14 protein-coding genes are annotated in these 18,193 nt (G+C 61.5%); 7 read left to right on the top strand and 7 right to left on the bottom strand.

What is annotated here, in order from left to right; all coding sequences use genetic code 11:
• The first annotated feature begins 2 nt into the window (after positions 1–2).
• Entirely contained in the window at positions 3–515 is a 513-nt protein-coding gene (locus AB4O36_RS29120) for a single-stranded DNA-binding protein (protein WP_110965122.1), read from the top strand.
• Positions 516–605: 90 nt separating this feature from the next.
• Here the strand turns inward: AB4O36_RS29120 and AB4O36_RS29125 are convergent, their stop codons facing one another.
• Positions 606–1,154, bottom strand: coding sequence for a cysteine hydrolase family protein (locus tag AB4O36_RS29125; RefSeq protein ID WP_460140822.1), 549 nt, complete (start codon positions 1,152–1,154; stop codon positions 606–608).
• A gap of 102 nt (positions 1,155–1,256) precedes the next feature.
• On the opposite strand from AB4O36_RS29125, the gene AB4O36_RS29130 reads away from it, so the two are divergent.
• From AB4O36_RS29130 to AB4O36_RS29140, 3 genes are all read left to right on the top strand, one after another.
• Positions 1,257–2,231, top strand: coding sequence for a GlxA family transcriptional regulator (locus tag AB4O36_RS29130; protein ID WP_460140823.1), 975 nt, complete (start codon positions 1,257–1,259; stop codon positions 2,229–2,231).
• A 282-nt stretch (positions 2,232–2,513) separates the two neighbouring features.
• Positions 2,514–3,623, top strand: a complete 1,110-nt coding sequence (locus tag AB4O36_RS29135) for a DUF3182 family protein (RefSeq protein ID WP_460140824.1) — start codon at positions 2,514–2,516, stop codon at positions 3,621–3,623.
• The gene (locus AB4O36_RS29140) at positions 3,613–4,371 is read left to right on the top strand and encodes an alpha/beta hydrolase family protein (RefSeq protein WP_460120443.1); all 759 of its coding nucleotides are present in this window, start codon (positions 3,613–3,615) and stop codon (positions 4,369–4,371) included. The genes AB4O36_RS29135 and AB4O36_RS29140 overlap by 11 nt, the downstream gene beginning before the upstream one ends.
• Positions 4,372–4,505: 134 nt before the next feature.
• Here the strand turns inward: AB4O36_RS29140 and AB4O36_RS29145 are convergent, their stop codons facing one another.
• Genes AB4O36_RS29145 through AB4O36_RS29160 form a run of 4 tightly spaced genes read right to left on the bottom strand, consistent with a single transcriptional unit; the run spans position 4,506 to position 8,491 of the window.
• Positions 4,506–5,492 (bottom strand): lysylphosphatidylglycerol synthase domain-containing protein, encoded by a 987-nt coding sequence (locus AB4O36_RS29145; RefSeq protein WP_460140825.1) that lies wholly within the window; start codon positions 5,490–5,492, stop codon positions 4,506–4,508.
• Positions 5,479–6,774: a cardiolipin synthase ClsB gene (clsB, locus tag AB4O36_RS29150; protein WP_460140826.1), complete on the bottom strand. Its 1,296-nt coding sequence runs from the start codon at positions 6,772–6,774 to the stop codon at positions 5,479–5,481. Before clsB ends, AB4O36_RS29145 begins: the two co-directional genes overlap by 14 nt.
• Complete coding sequence (locus tag AB4O36_RS29155) at positions 6,771–7,568, bottom strand: endonuclease/exonuclease/phosphatase family protein (RefSeq protein WP_460140827.1); 798 nt, start codon at positions 7,566–7,568, stop codon at positions 6,771–6,773. Before AB4O36_RS29155 ends, clsB begins: the two co-directional genes overlap by 4 nt.
• On the bottom strand, positions 7,565–8,491 hold the full coding sequence (locus AB4O36_RS29160; RefSeq protein ID WP_460140828.1) for a DUF72 domain-containing protein: 927 nt from the start codon (positions 8,489–8,491) through the stop codon (positions 7,565–7,567). The genes AB4O36_RS29155 and AB4O36_RS29160 overlap by 4 nt, the downstream gene beginning before the upstream one ends.
• A gap of 257 nt (positions 8,492–8,748) precedes the next feature.
• Between AB4O36_RS29160 and AB4O36_RS29165 the strand changes: the two genes are divergently transcribed.
• Positions 8,749–10,857, top strand: a complete 2,109-nt coding sequence (locus AB4O36_RS29165) for a mechanosensitive ion channel family protein (RefSeq protein ID WP_460140829.1) — start codon at positions 8,749–8,751, stop codon at positions 10,855–10,857.
• Between the two features lie 158 nt (positions 10,858–11,015).
• Here AB4O36_RS29165 and AB4O36_RS29170 read toward each other — a convergent pair whose 3' ends face one another.
• The gene (locus tag AB4O36_RS29170) at positions 11,016–15,311 is read right to left on the bottom strand and encodes a DEAD/DEAH box helicase (protein WP_460140830.1); all 4,296 of its coding nucleotides are present in this window, start codon (positions 15,309–15,311) and stop codon (positions 11,016–11,018) included.
• 143 nt (positions 15,312–15,454) lie between these two features.
• Here AB4O36_RS29170 and AB4O36_RS29175 point away from each other — a divergent pair, with 143 nt between their 5' ends.
• Both AB4O36_RS29175 and AB4O36_RS29180 read left to right on the top strand, forming a co-directional pair.
• A complete protein-coding gene (locus AB4O36_RS29175; RefSeq protein WP_460120456.1) occupies positions 15,455–16,339 on the top strand; it encodes a sugar nucleotide-binding protein in 885 nt (294 codons plus the stop codon).
• Positions 16,332–17,261 carry an NAD-dependent epimerase/dehydratase family protein gene (locus tag AB4O36_RS29180; RefSeq protein WP_460140831.1) on the top strand — a complete coding sequence of 310 codons (930 nt, stop codon included), beginning with the start codon at positions 16,332–16,334 and terminating at the stop codon, positions 17,259–17,261. The genes AB4O36_RS29175 and AB4O36_RS29180 overlap by 8 nt, the downstream gene beginning before the upstream one ends.
• A gap of 77 nt (positions 17,262–17,338) precedes the next feature.
• On the opposite strand, the gene AB4O36_RS29185 is transcribed toward AB4O36_RS29180, so the two are convergent.
• Entirely contained in the window at positions 17,339–18,037 is a 699-nt protein-coding gene (locus AB4O36_RS29185) for an OmpW/AlkL family protein (RefSeq protein ID WP_460140832.1), read from the bottom strand.
• Between the last annotated feature and the right edge of the window lie 156 nt (positions 18,038–18,193).

Genomic DNA, 18,193 nt, shown 5'->3' on the forward strand with positions numbered 1-18,193 from the left:
TTATGGCCCGTGGGGTTAACAAAGTCATATTGGTCGGCACTTGCGGCCAGGATCCCGAAGTTCGCTACCTGCCTAACGGTAACGCCGTGACCAACCTGAGTCTGGCGACCAGCGAACAGTGGACCGACAAGCAAACCGGCCAGAAAGTCGAAAAGACTGAATGGCACCGTGTTTCGATGTTCGGCAAGGTGGCTGAAATCGCCGGCGAATACCTGCGCAAGGGTTCGCAGGTCTACATCGAAGGCAAGTTGCAAACCCGCGAGTGGGAAAAAGACGGCATCAAGCGTTACACCACCGAAATCGTGGTCGACATGCAAGGCACCATGCAACTGCTGGGCGGCCGTCCACAACAGGGCGACCAACAAGGCGGTGGCAACAACTACCAGCAATCGGCCCCACGCCAGCAGGCTCCGCGTCCGCAGCAGTCGGCACCGCAGCAGCGCCCTGCGCCTCAGCAGGCCGCCCCGCAACCGGCTCCGGATTTCGACAGCTTCGATGACGATATTCCGTTCTGAGGCAGCGATAAGCCGCAAGCTTCAAGCGGCAAGCTGAATCAAAAACCCGCACCTGGACAGAGGGTGCGGGTTTTTTTATGGGCGGTGGGTTCAGGCCGCGATGAACTCGTCTGTAGACACGACCTTGGCATAGGCAAAACCCAGCGCAGCCATGAAGGCGGCGTGCACGTGCGAGGCGGGTACCGTCAAACCGTTGAACTCCAGGTCCCGGGAGGCGCAGGCATCGTGAATCACGGTAACTGCATAACCCATGTCGGCGGCGGCGCGGGTGATGCCGTCGATGCACATGTGGCTCATGCTGCCGACCACTACCAGCTCCTTGATGCCCTGCTCGTCGAGGATCGATTTGAGTTCAGTTTCGCGGAACGAGTTGACGAAGTGCTTGAGCACGACGGGTTCGTCGGTGCGATTGAGGACTTTGGGGTGCAACTGGGCGCCTTCGGAGCCGGGGGTGAAGAAGGGGGCCTCATGGGACGTAAATTCGTGGCGGATGTGTACCACCGAATCGCCAACACTGCGAAACGTCTCGATCAATCGTGCTGCGTTGTCTGCCGCCGCGTCTGCTCCGGCCAGCGGCCACTTGCCTTGTGGGAAGTAGTCGTTTTGGATATCGACTACGATGAGTGCTTGCTTGGCCATGGCTGTTTCCTCTAAGTGCGGATTGGGTGTGGAATGAAGTATCGGCTCGGGCCGACCCTCCGAGGATTGGCGGCACCGACAATAGAAAGGGGAAAACTGACAATGGACGTACAAAGGCCAGTCGCCGAACTCGGTGTGCTGATTTACCCTGGCGCGCAGATGGCGGCGGTGCATGGGTTGACGGACCTGTTTGGCGTCGCCAACCGGATTGCAGCCGACCAACAGGCGGCGCAGCTACCGCTATTGAGGGTCAGCCATTGGCAGGTTGACGAGCACCAGGCGCCTCGGCGGGGCTACGACAGCCATCCAGCGGCAGATGACGGTTTGGTGGCATTGCTCATTCCGCCGTCGATTGCCGGATTTTCCGAAGGTCAGGCGTCCCAGGCGTTACTGGACTGGATTTGTCAGCAACACGCCCGGGGCGCGACCATCGGCGGCGTGTGTGTGGGCTCGATTCTGTTGGCCGAAAGCGGCTTGCTCGACGGGCGTAGTGCCACCACTCATTGGACTTCCGCCAAGTCCTTCGCCGAGCGTTACCCCGACATCAAACTCAAAGCCGATACACCCATTGTCGACGATGGCGACCTGATTACTACTGCTGGCTTGATGGCGTGGTCCGAGTTGGGGCTGCGCCTGGTCGACCGTCTGATGGGGCCAAGCATTGCCACCGCTACCGCGCGTTTCCTGGTGGTGGAGCACAGCGACAGTGCCAGTGAGTGCGGCAGTAACTTTGCACCGATCCTCAGCCATGGCGATGCCTCGATTCTGAAGGTTCAGCATTGGTTGCAGAGCACCGGTGCCACTGATGTCTCGCTGACGGCGATGGCCGAGCGGGCGGGGTTGGAAGAGCGCACGTTCCTGCGTCGTTTCCGTGCGGCCACCGGCCTCAAACCCACCGAATACTGCCAACACCTGCGGGTCGGCAAGGCCCGGGAGATGCTTGAGTTCACTAACGGCACCATCGACCACATTGCCTGGACCGTGGGCTATCAGGACCCCAGTGCATTTCGCGCCACATTCAGGAAAATCACCGGCTTGGCGCCGAGTGATTACCGGTCGAGGTTTGGCAGTCGCTAACCGATGAACTGTAGGAGCGAGCTTGCTCGCGATAGCAGTGTGTCAGCTGCAAATCTTCCGACTGACACGACGCAATCGCGAGCAAGCTCGCTCCTGCAGGGGGCATTGCACCTGGCAAGAATCGTGCAATTTGCACGGGGCGTCGTGCAGAATAAAACGGCGCCTGTCCTGGAGCACACCCGAAAGCTCCTGATCTACAACGGCGTTTCCTCACAAGGTCAATTGGCCTGATCTCTGCACCCCTTCAATGACATTCATCCAGCGCCGATTGAAGGGGGACGCATGACCCCAACAAGCCGCAAGAAACTGGTAGTCGCCCATTCCGTGCGACCCGATGCTCCACAGCACGAAGTCGAGACCAATCGTGCACTGGCTCGATGGCTGGCGCAGATCCTCGGTTACAAGTACGGCGGCAGTTACGACCCCGAGCGCCATCAGGGGCGAGACCTCTACCTGTTGCCGACCCAGACTCTGGTGGGCGCTGCAATTGCCCGACAACTGGGGGTCATGGGACCCCAGGATCTCTGGGGTGGTTATGTCGAACATGATTTCATCTGCACCAAGGCCATCAGCCACGGCCTGCGCGACAAGAACGCCTTGGCCCCGCCGGGTTGGTCGCCGTTGTTTTCCGAGCGGGTGCGCGGCGTGGTGCTCGACGGGCTCAGCGTGTTTTCGTTCGACGATGCACGATCAGCGGCGGAGCACTTGCTCTACGCCGGCCCGATTCGCCTGAAGCCCATTCATGCCTGCGCCGGACGTGGCCAAGAGGTGATCAAGAGCCTGGACGAGTTCGACGCGGTCCTCACTCGGTCCGAGGCCCGGGCGTTATTCACTGAAGGCGTGGTGCTGGAGCAGGATCTGTCTGAGGTGGTCACTCATAGCGTCGGGCAGAGTTTTTTCGGTGACATCGTGCTGAGCTACTGCGGCGATCAATACCTGACCCGCGATGCTCAAGGCGAAGAGGTCTACGGCGGTTCGAACCTGATCGTGGTGCGCGGTGATTACGATGATTTACTGGAACTGAAGCTGCCCGACGACGTGCGGCTGGCCATCCATCAGGCCCAGGTGTTCGACTGTGCTGCGGATCAAGCGTATCCCGCGTTCTATGCTTCGCGACGCAATTACGACATCGCCCAGGGCCTGGACACCAACGGCAGGCGCCGCAGTGGTGTGCTCGAACAATCCTGGCGCATGGGCGGTGCCAGCAGCGCGGAAGTGGCGGCGTTGCAGAGTTTCATCAATGACCCGCAAATGCGTGCGATCCGTGTGTCCTCGGTGGAAACCTACACCGACACCGCGCTGCCGGCGGACGCCATCGAGGTGTACCGCGGGCCGGCCCAGAACAGTGAGTTCCTACTCAAATATGTAACGGTCCAATCCTATGACGGCTAGAAGCGAAAGCATTCAAATCGACATCGATGACGAACAGATGAGCGGGACGTTTCTGAGTCCCAAGTCCAAGGTACCCGGCGTGTTGTTCGTGCACGGTTGGGGCGGCAGCCAGGAGCGTGATCTTGAACGGGCCAAGGGCATTGCCGGCCTGGGCTGTGTGTGCCTGACCTTCGATTTGCGCGGGCACACCGGCGGCACCGGCATTCCACTGACGCGGGTCACCCGTGAGGATAATCTGCGCGATCTTCTGGCGGCGTATGATCGGTTGCTCGCGCACCCGGCGCTGGACACTTCAGCGATTGCCGTGGTCGGTACCAGTTACGGCGGTTATCTGGCGTCGATCCTGACGTCATTGCGTCCGGTGCGCTGGTTGGCGCTGCGGGTGCCGGCGCTGTACCGCGACGAGCAGTGGCATACGCCCAAGCGTGAACTGGACAAACAGGATCTGCGTGATTACCGCAGCACCCTGGTCCGCGCCGACAGCAACCGCGCATTGCACGCCTGTTCGCAGTTCACCGGGGACGTTTTACTGGTTGAATCCGAAACCGACGATTTCGTGCCTCACGCGACAATCATGAGTTACCGCGCGGCGTGCCAGCAGACGCATTCGTTGACCCACCGGATCATCGACGGCGCCGACCATGCGCTGAGCGAACCGGTTTCTCAGCAGGCCTACACCTCGATCCTGGTGGACTGGATTACCGAGATGGTGGTGGGGGAGCGGTTGAGCATCATTCAGTCGAAGTGATGGGGTGGCCTTACTGGCGCCTTCGCGGGCAAGCCCGCTCCCACAGTGTTCTCCAGTGTTCTTGTATTTGTGGAACGCCGAAGAACCTTGTGGGAGCGGGCTTGCCCGCGAAGGCGTCCTTGCCGTCACACCCATTACTGAGGCTTCTTGGCAATGCGCAACGACTTCGCCTTGGCCTCCACCACCAGATACATCACCAACGTAATCAACAACGGCAGGATGAAGTAAATCGCCCGATACGCCAGCAAACCCGCTACCAGACTGCCACGCGAGGCTTCGTGTTGCAGCAGCGCGACAAACACCGCCTCCAGCACCCCAAGCCCCGCCGGAATGTGCGTAATGACCCCGGCGATTGCACTGATCAACAACACCCCGAGCACCAATGGGTAATCCAGTTTGCTCGGCAGCAGAGTAAAGATCACCGCCGCCATCAGCGACCAGTTGAGCGCTCCCAACGCCAATTGCAGAATCGCCATGCGCACCGATGGCAGGTTGATCTCCACGCCGCGTATCGACCACTCCCGCCGCTTGGAAAACCGGCATGCGGCCAGATAACCCGCGCTCACCAGCAACAGTAAAAAGCCCACACCCTGCAATGCATCGCTGCTGAGTTTCCAGCCTGGCGGCATGCGTACCAAGCCGCTGCTGAACACCGCACCGGCGATGAGCATGTAGCCGAACCAGTTTGTCGTCAGGCTAAGCCCGAGGATCTTCGCGATGTTGCCCTTGCTCACGCCAAGCCGCGAGTACAGGCGAAAACGCATAGCGATGCCGCCGACCCAGGCACTGAGGTTGAGGTTGAAGGCGTAGCTGATGATGCCCACGGGCAGGATCTGCTTCCAGGTCAGGTCCTGTCGGATGTAGGTGCGGCCGATCAGGTCATAGCTGGCGTAGGTCAGGAAACTCAGCAGAGTCAGACCGGCAGCGATGACCAGGGTGCGCACCTTGAAGTCGGCGAGGGTGTCGAACACCTCGTTCCATTCGATGCGCTGGGCCAGCATCGTCAACAGCACGATCAGCGCCAGAAAGAACAACATCGTCAGCGGTTTTTTCCACTTGGCCCAGCGTGATGAATGTTGGCCGTCAGTGCGCGTGGGCGATTGAGTATCAGTGCGTTCCATGGCGATCGCCCCCGGTGGCGTGAGTAAACAGTTTCAAACGTGGCTTGTGCGCCGGCAGCCACCCCGCCCAGGACGGGAAATGGCGAAGGAAGTGAAACACCAGGAAACCCACGGTCATGTGCCAGATTCGTCCGCGCGGCGCCTTGTCCGGATCCATGGCTTTGCAATGGTTTTCACTGAGGATTTCCAGGCGATCGAACAATTCCTGGTTGAACACACGATCACGGATCAGCACGTTGGCTTCCAGGTTCATCGACAGGCTCAGCGGGTCGAGGTTGCTCGAACCGACGGTGGCCCAATCCTCGTCGACCAGCGCGACTTTGCCGTGCAGCGGGCGCTCACAGTATTCGTGGATCTGCACACCGGCCTTGAGTAGGTAGTCATAGGTCATGCGCGCCGCCAGTTTGGCCACCAGCATGTCCGGCTGGCCTTGCAGGATCAGGCGTACCTCAACGCCCCGTCGGGCGGCATTGCGGATTTCGCGCAGCAAACGGTATCCGGGGAAAAAGTACGCGTTGGCAATCACCACCCGGCGCTGGGCCGTGCGCAGCACCTGCCGGTAAACCTCTTCGATGTCGGTGTTGTGATCGCCGTTATCGCGATAGACGAGGCGTACCTGGCCATCGTGGTCGCTGATCGCCAACTCTGAGCGCCGCTGCCGGCGCCGTTGCCACCAGTATTTGGCGCGCGCCGGCCGGCCGCTTTGCAACAGGGCGAAATGATGAATATCCGCCACGGCCGGTCCCTGGATTTCGACGGAGTAATCCTGCTTGGCCTCCGGCCCGAAATCAGCGAGGTGGTCAGCGGAAAAGTTGATGCCGCCGATGAATGCAATCGTGCCGTCCACTACCACGATCTTGCGATGCAGGCGGCGGAACCAGTTGGTGCGAAAGCCCAGGTGCTTGGGTGCGGGGTCGAACATCTGGATGTGTACGCCGGCCTGGCTCAACGCGGTCAGGTAGCCGGTGGTCAACTCTCCGCAGCCGAAACCATCGAAGTTTGCGGTGACGCGCACGCCGCGTTGCGCCGCCTCGATCAGCACTTGCTGCAGTTCGTGTCCGACCTTGTCCTCGAACACGATGAAGGTTTCCAGGAGGATTTCGGTCTTGGCTTCACGCATCGCCTCGAACACCCGTGGAAAATAGGCTTCGCCATTTTCCAGCAGCCTCACCAGGTTGTTGCCTTGCCAACCGTACTCGACATCGACCACGCCGGGGGCTCTGACGCCCGGCTCCATGGCCACATGCTCCACGCGGGTCTCTTCCAACGGGGCGCTGCTCATAACTCGATCTCCACCGAAAGGGGGGCGTGGTCGGAAAGGTGCGACCAGGGGCGCGTTGACAATACTTGCGGGCGGCTGGCCTTGAGGTTGCGCACATAGATGCGGTCCAGGCGCAAAGCAGGCAAGCGCGCCGGGAAACTGCGTGCCGGTTTGCCGTGGTGCTCGGCGAATACTTCGCGCAGGCCGCACGGCTTGAGTAATGCGTCGGCACGCTGGCGCCAGTCATTGAAGTCACCGGCGACGATCACCGGCGCATCGGCGGGCAATTTGTCGAGAAGTCGGGCCAGCAGTTTCAGCTGTTCGTTGCGATGGGTTTCGCGCAGTCCCAGGTGAACGCAGATCGCATGCACCTGCGGACCATCGCCCGGCAGGCGCAACACGCAATGCAGCAGGCCGCGGTTCTCGTGGCCGCTGATGGACACGTCGAGGTTGTCATGCTGGATGATCTGGAATTTCGACAGCAGCGCATTGCCGTGATCGCCTGCCGGGTACACCGCATTGCGCCCGTAGGCAAACTGCGGCCAGAGCGTGTCGGCGAGGAACTCGTATTGCGGCATCGCCGGCCAATTGCTGTAGCGCTGGGGGTGATGTTCGTGGGCGCCGTGGACCTCCTGCAGGAACACCACGTCGGCCGACACGCTGCGCACGGCCTCACGCAACTCAGGCAGAATGAAACGCCGATTGAGCGCCGTGAAGCCCTTGTGCGTGTTCACGGTCAGCACCGTGAAACGATGCACCGGCGGCGGGGTTGGCGTTCCCTGTACGGGGGGGCTCAACGGCAAGGATTCACTCATGAAAGCACCCCATCGGCCACCGGTTCGCCCGGCGTGGTCTCAAGGTTCTTGTCCAGGCCGAACCGCTTGAGCAAATGGCGGGCGTCGTAAGGCGCATGCACTTTGACGTCGTTGTCGAAAAAGCAGAACACGTCGCGAGATTTGCGCGGTTTTGGTTTCTGTCGGGGCGCGATCAGGTGCGGGTCCGAGGGTTGCTGGCCGTGGTGCCAGGCCTCGATCCGATCGCCCCAGCGTTTTAGGGCCTCTGGCGTGTAGCCACTGGCATAGAGCTCCTCGGCTCCGTGCAGGCGCACATAGACGAAGTCGCTGGTAATGTCTTCACGGTGAGGCCATTTGCCGGCCGTGTCGGCGACCACCAGGGCGACGTTGTAGCGCTTGAGCAAGCGTACGAACTGTGGGTCGATGAAGCTGTCGTTGCGGATCTCCACGGCATGGCGTAGCGGCTTCTTCCTGTACGCCCGGGTGCTGGCCTGGCCGTGCAGGTGGTCGTCATGCTGGCGGGCGAGGGCCGCAGCCTCGGAGGTGTCGCGGGGCAGTTGTTCAAGAAAATGCTCAAACAGTTCGGGGTCGAACTTGAAGTTGGGTGGAAACTGCCAAAGGAACGGGCCGAGTTTTTCCTTGAGCTCCAGTACCCCGGAGGCGAAGAAGTTGGCCAGGGGCAGGTGGATGTCACGCAGACGCTTGATGTGCGTGATGAAACGTGGGGCCTTGACGCTGAAGATGAAGCCTCGCGGAGTTTCGTCATACCACTGGGCATAACGCTCCGGGCGTTGCAGGGCGTAAAACGATCCATTGATCTCGATACTGTTGACGGCCCGTGAGGCGAACTGCAATTCACGCTTCTGGGTAAGCCCCTTTGGGTAGAAATCCCCCCGCCAGGGCGTATAACGCCAGCCTGAAATTCCGATGTGAATCGCCGCCATGTCGCCTCCTGTCCGAGTGCCCCAATTACAGGCTGACTGCGCGAGGGCGGCGAAAGTTTCGAGCGAGTGACGCATGACCTGTAGGAGCGAGCATGCTCGCGATGGACGCAAGATCACCGCGGGGCATCAGGCCGCCAGCGTCATCGTTCAAGACCATCGCGAGCATGCTCGCTCCTACAGGCTGCTTAGCAAAAACCGAACTTGCCGGGCAAATGCTGATCAGTTCCTTACAGACCCTTGTCGAGGAGCTCTCCGTTTTGCTCAAGTTCAGGATCATGATGTTACTGGGGGCGTTGCTGTGTTTGGGCAGCAACGGGTTGCAAGCCGCTGCGCTGCCGGGCGTTCCCGCAGCTGCCGAGGAACCGGCGAAACCCGAGCCGCTGGTCCAGGGTGGCCTGCTGGGCGCCATCAGTTCCAGCATCGATGACGTGCAGGACAAACTCGACCTCAACGAAAACCTGGTCGACGCCTGGCGCCTGCGCGCGGACCGGGCGGCGGACGAGGTCGGTAAGCTGGTGAACCAGCCGTCGTCGCGATCACCCATGAGCGTGGCGGGCGACTTCATGCTCTTGTCCGGTGTTTGGCTCGGCGTGTTCGCCTTGCTCACGGTGCTCGGCGGCTTGCTGGCGCGGCGCTTGAGTCAGGGACGTTGGCTGCGCGAGCGTCATCGTGCGCAGGATCTGCTTGGCTACGTGTTGCCGTACACGTTACCCGCGCTGGTCTGCCTGCCGTTGACCCTCTATGCCAGTCATTTCATGCCCGTCTCGGTAGGCAGGGCGCTGGCGCTGTGTTTTGCCTACGCCACCAGCAGCGGCATTTTCTCTACGTCGATGTTCTTGTGCGTGGTGGTGTTGTTCAAGACTGGCCACAAGCGCCCGGCCGTGCAGATTATCCGTGATTACTGCCCCAGACCGCTGTTCCTCATCGGCTTCCTCGCTGCCCTCAGCGATGCCTTGACCAGCCCGCAAATCGCCCGGCAAATCGGTGGCAATCTCACCAGCAGTATTGCGGTGTTCACCGGCCTGTTCGCCTCGGTCATCTTCGGACTGCTGGTGATTCGCCTGCGCCGGCCGGTGGCACACCTGATTCGTAACCGCTCGCTGGCGCAGCGCTTGAAACAGCCCTCATTGCAGGAGTCACTGCGAATATTTTCCGGACTCTGGTATCTGCCGATCCTGCTGATGGTGCTGGTCTCGGTGATCAACCTGATCGGTGTTGGCGAAGACAATCAAAAAGCCCTGCGCTGCGCGCTGTTCACGACCATCTTGCTGATCGCCACCGTGTTCCTCAGCACGGTGTTCCAACACCTGTTCAAATCCCGCAAAGCCGAAGCGATCCAGCGCAGCAGCGCCTACAAGGAACGTTTTCTCAGTTTGCTGCATGCCTTGCTGCGGATCGTCATGGCCGTGGCGTTCATCGAAATTCTCGGACGCATCTGGGGTGTCTCGCTGTTTGAATTCGCCGAGCGCAACTCAGTGGGACGGGCGATCAGTGATTCGCTGAGCAGCATCGGCCTGATCCTGCTGGTGACCTGGCTGCTGTGGGTGGTGCTCGACACGGCGATCCAGGAAGCCTTGAAACCACCGGTCAACAAGCGCTCGGCGCGACAGCCGAGCACGCGGGTCAAGACCATCCTGCCGCTGCTGCGCAACGCGATCAAAATCATTCTGGTGGTGATCTGCGCGATTACCACCATGGCCAATCTGGGCATCAATGTCGCGCCGCTGCTGGCGGGTGCCGGTGTGGTCGGCCTGGCCATCGGTTTTGGTTCGCAACAACTGGTGCAGGACGTGATCACCGGTCTGTTTATCATCATCGAGGACACGCTGTCGGTGGGTGATTGGGTGGTGCTCGATTCCGGTCACGCCGGTACGGTCGAAGGCCTGACCATCCGTACCTTGCGCCTGCGTGACGGCAAGGGTTTTGTCCACTCCGTGCCGTTTGGCCAGATCAAGGCCGTTACCAACCAGTCGCGGCAATTCGCCTTTGCGTTTTTCTCCGTGCAGTTCACCTATGACACCGATGTCGACCAGGCCATCGCGCTTATCCGAGAGGCCGGGGATTCGATTCGCGAGGACGCGTTTCTCAAGTACAACCTGCAAGGCCCGCTGGATGTATTCGGTGTCGACAAGATGGACCTCAACGGCGTAGTGCTGACGGCGCAATTTCGCACGGTGTCCGGCGGGCAATATGCAGTGAGCCGGGCGTTCAACCAGCGCTTGAAAAAGCTTGTGGATAACAACCCATCGGTGCATTTCGCGCAGACTTATCCACAGCAGGTTTTCATGCCGAAGCGGCAGGCGGCGCAGGAGGATGTGCAGGAGGAGAGTGCGGGGGTGGTGTTGCCGGATCCTTCGAGGACTTAGGCAGGGTTTTTTAGTGTACGAACGCCCTCTGTAGGAGCGAGCACGCTCGCGATGAAGGTCCGGACACCGCGGGGCTCCAGACAGCCAGCGTCATCATTGACGACCATCGCGAGTAAACTCGCTCCTACAGGGGGCTTGTGTAGGAGCGGGCATGGCCCTCAAAACGGTCGGATCAGCTTGTCCTGCAACGCCACATCTGCCTCCACCCAATAAACGGGCTTGCCGGCAACCACCGCCGCGACCGGCAACCCATCGCGGTACACCAACCGATTACTTGCCAATGCTGGCACTTTCGCCCCCGGCAGCAATGTGCCAGCCAGGTTCAGCGGGTCAACGCCGCACACCACGATCAGACTGCCGTCATGTCCACGCCGGCGGACTTCGCGTAGTAAGGGAATCGCCTCCGGCAAGGCGAACTGCTCACCGGCCAGGCCACTGACAAACCGTCCGCCGCGAATCTCGCCCCTGGCTTCCAGGCGATGAAAGGTGCGTAGCAACTCACGCCAACTCGGCAGCCAATCCGCCTCGCGCTCCAGCAGACGCCAAAACACCACGCCGTAACGCCGAAGCAAGGTCATGGCGATGTGTTCGAGAGTGTCACTGGGGATGGGCTGGTTTTTATCCCGCGCGCCGGCTGTCGGCCCGCGTCGCAGTAAAGCCCAACGCCCGGCATCGTCCATGCCGCCGATGAATGCCCCCCGTCCGCGTCGACTGCTGCGGGTTTGGCGTTTGCTGGCGGGTGTGATCAGGGCGCGCAACCCGGCAAAACTGTCAGCATTCACCAACCCGGCACCCACCAGTTCCTGCAAGGCGATTTCCAGCTCGGTACGCAGCAGATGGGCCTCATGCATCAGCTCATCGAAAAACAGTGCGCCGTGCTGGTTGAAGGCGTCGTAGACCTTCTGCGCTTTAGGCGACAGTTCACTCACCGGCGTTTGTTCCGTCAGGCCGCTCCACAACCCGACCTGGCTGCGCGGCAGCAGCACAATCGGAGTGCTGCGTAAGGCGCTGCTGGCGCTGTGCGCGGTCAGGCGCGTCCACACCAGTTTGCCGCTGCGGCACAGCTCATCCAGCCAGCTCGGCGAATAGTCTTTGATGCGCGCCGGCAGGATGTCGCTGTCCCAGGCTGAAGCAGCGGCGGGGTAGCCTTCGAACTGGCCGATAATCGCCGGCAAGACCGCGCTGCCCTTGCCTTGAGCGCTCGCGGACGCATGCTGCCAGTCGAACAGAAAACGCATGAAGTCCTGCAACGCCACCGGTTCGATTTCACGGCGCAGACGCTTGACCGTGTAACGATGAATTCGGGCAAGCAGATGCCGCTCGCACCATTGTTCCTGGTCCGCGCCCGGAGTGAAAAATCCGCGCAGCACATAACCTTCGCGCTCCAGTTGCGCCAATGCCTGGGCGACTTGCGCCGATGGCAATTGCAGAGGATCGGCAATCGCCTGCAACGGCAACGGACCAAAAGCACCGAGCCGCGCGCGGATGACTTCCACCACTGCGTCGTCTGCGTCCCAGGCTTCATCGAACCCCGGCAGCGCCTGTAGCGGCGGTCTTAGAATCGCCTGTGGATAAATCGCTTGCAGGCACGTCAGCCGCTCCACGGGTAACCACAACGATTGCCCGTCATCCAATTGCAAAAGGCTGGCGCGACCACGTTCCGCGAGGGTGGCCAGCCAGTCGTGCCATTGGAGATTGGCCTGCGCCTCCACTGCGCTGATGCAGGCCAGGCTCATCAGCGTTTCGTGCATTTCATCGACACTGGCCGGTGTCGGCCAGGCTTCGTCGCACACCGCTTGAATCGCCTTGGCATCCAGGGCCCCGAGGTCGTCGGTGGATTGCGCATCGGTCCAGCGGCGGTTGATCACCGCTTGAGTGCGCCGCTCTTCCAGCGGTGCGTCGTCGAGAAAGGTGTAAGGCCGTGCACTGAGGATTTCTGCCGCCAGTGGCGAGGGCGCCGGCAGATCGCGGCTGATCAGTCGAATCTCGCCGCGTTCCATGCGCCGCAACAGCGTGAGCCAGCCTTCGCAGTCCATGGCTTCGTGCAGACAGTCGTCGAGAGTCTGCTCCACCAAAGGATGCTCGGGCACCTCGCGCTCGCCAGCGAGGTTTTCAACGCAGGCGATCTGGTCGGGAAATACGCTGGCGATCAGGTCTTCGCTTTTCATCCGCTGGATCTGTGGCGCAACCTTGCGCCCGCCGGTAAAACGCGGCAGCGCCAGTGCGACCCCGGCGTTCCAACGCCAACGCACACCAAACAGTGGCGCCTCGAGCACGGCTTGAATCAGCAGGTGTTGGGCGCTGTTGCTGTGCAGATAGCGCCAGACTTCGTCCAGTTCAAAACTGTGGCTGGTGGACAGTGACAGCACGATGGCATCTTCACTGGCGGCGGCCTGCAGTTCGAAGTTGAAGGTGCGGCAGAAGCGCTTGCGCAAGGCCAGGCCCCACGCGCGGTTGACGCGGCTGCCGAAGGGCGTGTGGATGATCAATTGAGTCCCACCGGACTCGTCGAAAAAACGCTCCATCACGAGCGTATCCTGCGAGGGCAGGGCACCCAGTGTCAGGCGCGCCCGGGCCAGGTAGTCGACCAATTGCTCGGCGCTGGCGAGGTCCAGGCCGAGGGTGCCGGTCAGCCAGTCGACGGTGGGTTGCAAGTTGCCGGGGGTGGCGCTCAGCAACTCATCGATGTGCCCTTGCAGGCGCGCCACGGCAAACGACAACTCGCTACTGCGTCCCGGCGCTTCACCGAGCCAGAACGGAATGGTCGGTGGCTGACCCTGTGCGTCCTCGACCCTGACCTTGCCCGTCTCGACCCGCAGGATGCGGTACGAGGTGTTGCCCAGCTGGAAGACGTCGCCAGCAATGCTTTCCACGGCGAAATCTTCATTGACGCTGCCAATGTTCAGGCCCTGGGGTTCGAGCAGCACGCTGTAGTCGGCATTGTCGGGGATCGTGCCGCCGCTGGTCACGGCGGTCAGCCGACTGCCGCGACGGGCGCGCAGTGTACGGGTCACGGCGTCGCGGTGCAGGAACGCGCTGCGGATACCCTGGCGCCCGTTGTAGCCTTCGGCGAGCATTTGCAGCAGCGCCTGATAGTGCTTGTCATCGAGTCCGGCGTAGGGCGAAGCCTGCCGGAACATGTCCAGCAACGCCTGTTCGTGCCATTCCTGGCAACTGACCTCGGCGATGATCTGCTGGGCCAGCACATCCAGCGGCGCGAGTGGAATGTGCAGGATGTCGAGCTCGCCACGCCGCACGCAGTCGAGCAGGGCGGTGCATTCGATCAGGTCGTCGCGGGTGGTGGCGAACAAGCGGCCCTTGGGCGTGCCACCCACCTGGTGGCCGGAACGGCCGACCCGTTGCAGAAAGCCTGCAATCGACCGTGGCGACGCAATCTGGCACACCAGGTCAACGTCGCCAATGTCGATACCCAATTCCAGCGAAGCGGTGGCGATCAGCACTTGCAGTTCGCCGCGCTTGAGCCGTTGTTCGGCGTCCAGGCGAAACTCCTTGGCCAGGCTGCCGTGGTGGGCCGCGACGGCCTGTTTGCCCAGACGCTCGCTCAGATGCCGGCTCAGGCGTTCGGCCAGGCGCCGGGTGTTGACGAATATCAGCGTGGTGCGGTGCTCCCGGGCGAGCGTGGCGAGGCGGTCGTAGACCAGCTCCCACACGTCATTGGCCATCACCGCCGACAACGGCACCGGCGGCACTTCGATGGCCAGGTCTCGGGGACGGGCGTGGCCGATGTCGATGATCTCGCAGGGGCGGTCGCGTCCGACCAGGAAGCGTGACACCGCCTCGATGGGTTTTTGCGTGGCCGACAGACCGATGCGCATCAACGGGGTCGAACTCAACGCCTGCATACGTTCCAGGCTCAGGGCCAGGTGACTGCCGCGTTTGCTGGCGGCGATCGCATGGATTTCGTCGACGATGACCGTGCGCGTGGATTTGAGCATGTGCCGGCCGGAATCGGAGCCGAGCAGCACGTATAGCGATTCCGGGGTGGTCACCAGAATGTGCGGCGCGGTCTTGCGCATGGCCGAGCGCTCTTTTTGCGGCGTGTCACCGGTACGTACGGCGGTGTTGATGCGCAGCTCGGGCAAACCCATGGCGCGCAGTTGCGCGGAGATGCCGGCCAGCGGGGTTTGCAGGTTGATCTGGATGTCGTTGGACAGGGCCTTGAGCGGCGACACGTAGACCACCAGCGTTTCGTCGGGCAACCCTTCGCCGCTCTCCAGCCCGCGATGGACCAGGTCATCGAGCACGGCGAGAAACGCGGTCAACGTCTTGCCCGAACCGGTGGGCGCGGCGATCAAGGTCGAACGGTGCTGGCGGATCAGCGGCCACGCCCGGGCCTGGGCGGCTGTGACCGTTGGGAAGGTGCTGCTGAACCAGGCGCTGACGGCAGGGTGGAAGCCGTTCAGGGCACTGTCTGAGGGGATGGGCAGGTTCATGGGGCAGTTATGCGGGTGTGGGCGGGAAGATGCAAGACCCGGACATCGACACTTTACGGATGACGGTTGCGCACTAAAGCCGCAAAATGCAACGATTCCGACAACTTTCATTTTTTTCCACCAAGACTGGGCCTGCTGACTCTATGCGAATGCGCCTTATGTTACTGGGCGGCGGAAATGCCCTTGGGCAGGCGCTGATTCGCCTCGGTGCGGAGGAAGACATCGGCTTCCTCGCCCCCCGCCCTCCCCAAGACGGCTGGGATGCCGCGAGCCTGACGCAACTGCTTGACGATACCCGCCCGGATGCGGTGATCAACCTTGCCTACTACTTCGACTGGTTTCAGGCGGAGGCCGTCAGCGAGCTGCGTCTGGCCGGGCAGGAGCGGGCCGTCGAGCGCCTGGCCGAATTGTGCCAGCATCACGACATCGTCCTGCTGCAACCGTCGAGCTATCGCGTATTCGACGGCTCTCGCGCCACCGCCTACAGCGAAAAAGACGAACCCGTACCGCTTGGCCTGCGCGGCCAGGCGTTATGGCGAATCGAGCAGAGCGTGCGTGCCACGTGCCCGCAACATGTGTTGCTGCGTTTCGGCTGGCTGCTCGATGACAGCCCCGAAGGTACACTCGGACGATTCCTGGCTCGTGCCGAAAACCCCGAAGAGCTCTTGATGGCCGATGACCGTCGGGGCAATCCGACACCGGTGGACGATGCGGCCCGGGTGATCATTTCGGTGCTCAAGCAACTCGACTGTGCGGCGCCGCTGTGGGGCACCTATCACTACGCCGGGCACGAGGCGACCACGCCGCTGGCACTCGGTCAGGCGATTCTCACCGAAGCCCGCGCGCTGCATCCGCTGGCCATCGAAGAGCCCACCGCCCAGGCTCACGCCGCGCGCCCGGACGCTGCCGAAGAGCCGCAACACGCGGTGCTGGCCTGCAAGAAAATTCTTCACACCTTCGGGATCAAACCACGCGCCTGGCGTGCGGCACTCCCGGGTTTACTGGACAGGTTTTATCGCCATGGCTGACGGCCCCGTTCTCATTACCGGTGGTGCCGGTTTCATCGGCTCGCACCTGACCGATGCCTTGCTCGCCAAGGGCTACTCGGTGCGGATTGTCGATGACCTGTCCACGGGCAAGCGCAGCAATCTGCCGCTGGATAACCCCAGGGTCGAACTGATCGTCGGCGATGTCGCTGATGCGACGCTGGTTGCGCAGGCGATGAGTGGTTGCAGCGCGGTGGCGCACCTGGCAGCGGTCGCGTCGGTGCAAGCTTCGGTGGACGATCCGGTGAGGACCCACCAAAGCAATTTCATCGGCTCGCTCAACGTCTGCGAGGCCATGCGCCAGACCGGGGTCAAGCGTGTGCTGTTTGCCTCGAGCGCAGCGGTCTATGGCAACAACGGTGAAGGGGAGTCGATTGACGAGGACACGCCCAAGGCGCCGTTGACGCCCTACGCTTCGGACAAACTGTCCAGCGAACATTACTTCGATTTCTACCGCCGCGCGCACAAACTGGAACCGGTGATTTTCCGCTTCTTCAACATTTTCGGCCCGCGCCAGGATCCGTCCTCGCCGTACTCCGGGGTCATCAGCATTTTCAGCGAGCGTGCGCAGAAGGGCTTGCCGATCAGCGTGTTCGGCGACGGTGAGCAGACGCGGGATTTTGTCTACGTCGCTGACCTTGTCGACGTGTTGGTGCAGGCGATCGAGCAACCGCAGCCCGAGGCGGGAGCGGTCAATGTTGGCTGGAACCAGGCCACCAGTCTCAAGCAGATGCTCGATGCCCTGAAAGAAGTGGTCGGCGAACTGCCACCGGTGAATTACGGTCCGGCGCGTTCTGGCGATATCCGCCACTCACGGGCGAATAACCAACGCTTGCAGGCGCGTTTTGTCTTGCCTGCCCGCACGTTGATGAGTGTCGGTTTGGCGCGTTTGCTCGGACGTTGAACGGCCGCCGCGTCAATAGAAAAAGGCGCCTTCACAGGCGCCTTTTTTTGCAGCTCGTTCCCACCACGTGAACGATTTTAGAACTTGTAGCCCAGGCCGACCATGTAGATGAACGGGTCGACATCCACGTTGACCTTCGCCCGAGTACCCGGTGCGACGGCATTGTTTTCAACGGTCGCCTGGGTATCGATGTCGATGTAACGCACTTGGGCGTTCACCAGGATGTTGTCGGTGATCATGTAGTCGGCACCGACCTGGAACGCCATGCCCCAGGAGTTTTTCGCCTTGAAGTTGCTGAAGCCACTGGACTTGGCATCGCTGCTCAGCTCTTCATCGAAGATCCAGGTGTAGTTGATGCCGGCGCCGACATAAGGCTGGAACGCCGACTTCGAATCCAGAGGGTAGTACACGACACTCAGGGTAGGCGGCAGGTGTTTCAGGCTGCCGAGTTTGCCGTTGGCTGCGTCCAGCGCGGTGTTCTTGAGTTTCACGTCATGCTGGAACGGGGTAGCGGCCAGCAGCTCGATACCCCAGTGGCTGTCGAGCATGTAAGCGAAGTTCAGACCCAGTTGGGTGTCGCTGTCCATGGTTGCCTTGCCGCCCAGGTCAGCACCTTTGAGCGGGCCCTGATCGACCTTGACGCTGGAACTGTCGGCTTTCGGGTTGACGGTGATGGCACCGGCCCGGATCAGGATGTCGCCCGCTTCGTGGGCGTGTGCGATCGGGGCGGCGAGTGCGAGGGCGAACAACGAAGCGCTGAGCAAAGACTTGTGCATGGAGGCTCCCAAAGGACGTTTTAAATGTTTGATGTCCCAATGGTACGGAGCCGCCTGATACGGTCTTTTGATTCAGCTCAATGAAACAGTGATGGGTGAAATTTTTGCGGAACTTCGAGGGCCCCATCGCGGGCAAGCCCGCATCTACAGAGGATA

The sequence above is a fragment of the Pseudomonas sp. S2_E01 genome (genome assembly GCF_054668365.1).

Coding starts and splice junctions, on each gene's coding strand:
- AB4O36_RS29130 (WP_460140823.1), top strand. CDS start 1,257: ATGGACGTACAAAGGCCAGTCGCCGAACTCGGTGTGCTGATTTACCCT.
- AB4O36_RS29180 (WP_460140831.1), top strand. CDS start 16,332: ATGGCTGACGGCCCCGTTCTCATTACCGGTGGTGCCGGTTTCATCGGC.
- AB4O36_RS29120 (WP_110965122.1), top strand. CDS start 3: ATGGCCCGTGGGGTTAACAAAGTCATATTGGTCGGCACTTGCGGCCAG.
- AB4O36_RS29175 (WP_460120456.1), top strand. CDS start 15,455: ATGCGAATGCGCCTTATGTTACTGGGCGGCGGAAATGCCCTTGGGCAG.
- AB4O36_RS29185 (WP_460140832.1), bottom strand. CDS start 18,037: ATGCACAAGTCTTTGCTCAGCGCTTCGTTGTTCGCCCTCGCACTCGCC.
- clsB (WP_460140826.1), bottom strand. CDS start 6,774: ATGAGCAGCGCCCCGTTGGAAGAGACCCGCGTGGAGCATGTGGCCATG.
- AB4O36_RS29170 (WP_460140830.1), bottom strand. CDS start 15,311: ATGAACCTGCCCATCCCCTCAGACAGTGCCCTGAACGGCTTCCACCCT.
- AB4O36_RS29125 (WP_460140822.1), bottom strand. CDS start 1,154: ATGGCCAAGCAAGCACTCATCGTAGTCGATATCCAAAACGACTACTTC.
- AB4O36_RS29155 (WP_460140827.1), bottom strand. CDS start 7,568: ATGAGTGAATCCTTGCCGTTGAGCCCCCCCGTACAGGGAACGCCAACC.
- AB4O36_RS29140 (WP_460120443.1), top strand. CDS start 3,613: ATGACGGCTAGAAGCGAAAGCATTCAAATCGACATCGATGACGAACAG.
- AB4O36_RS29135 (WP_460140824.1), top strand. CDS start 2,514: ATGACCCCAACAAGCCGCAAGAAACTGGTAGTCGCCCATTCCGTGCGA.
- AB4O36_RS29145 (WP_460140825.1), bottom strand. CDS start 5,492: ATGGAACGCACTGATACTCAATCGCCCACGCGCACTGACGGCCAACAT.
- AB4O36_RS29160 (WP_460140828.1), bottom strand. CDS start 8,491: ATGGCGGCGATTCACATCGGAATTTCAGGCTGGCGTTATACGCCCTGG.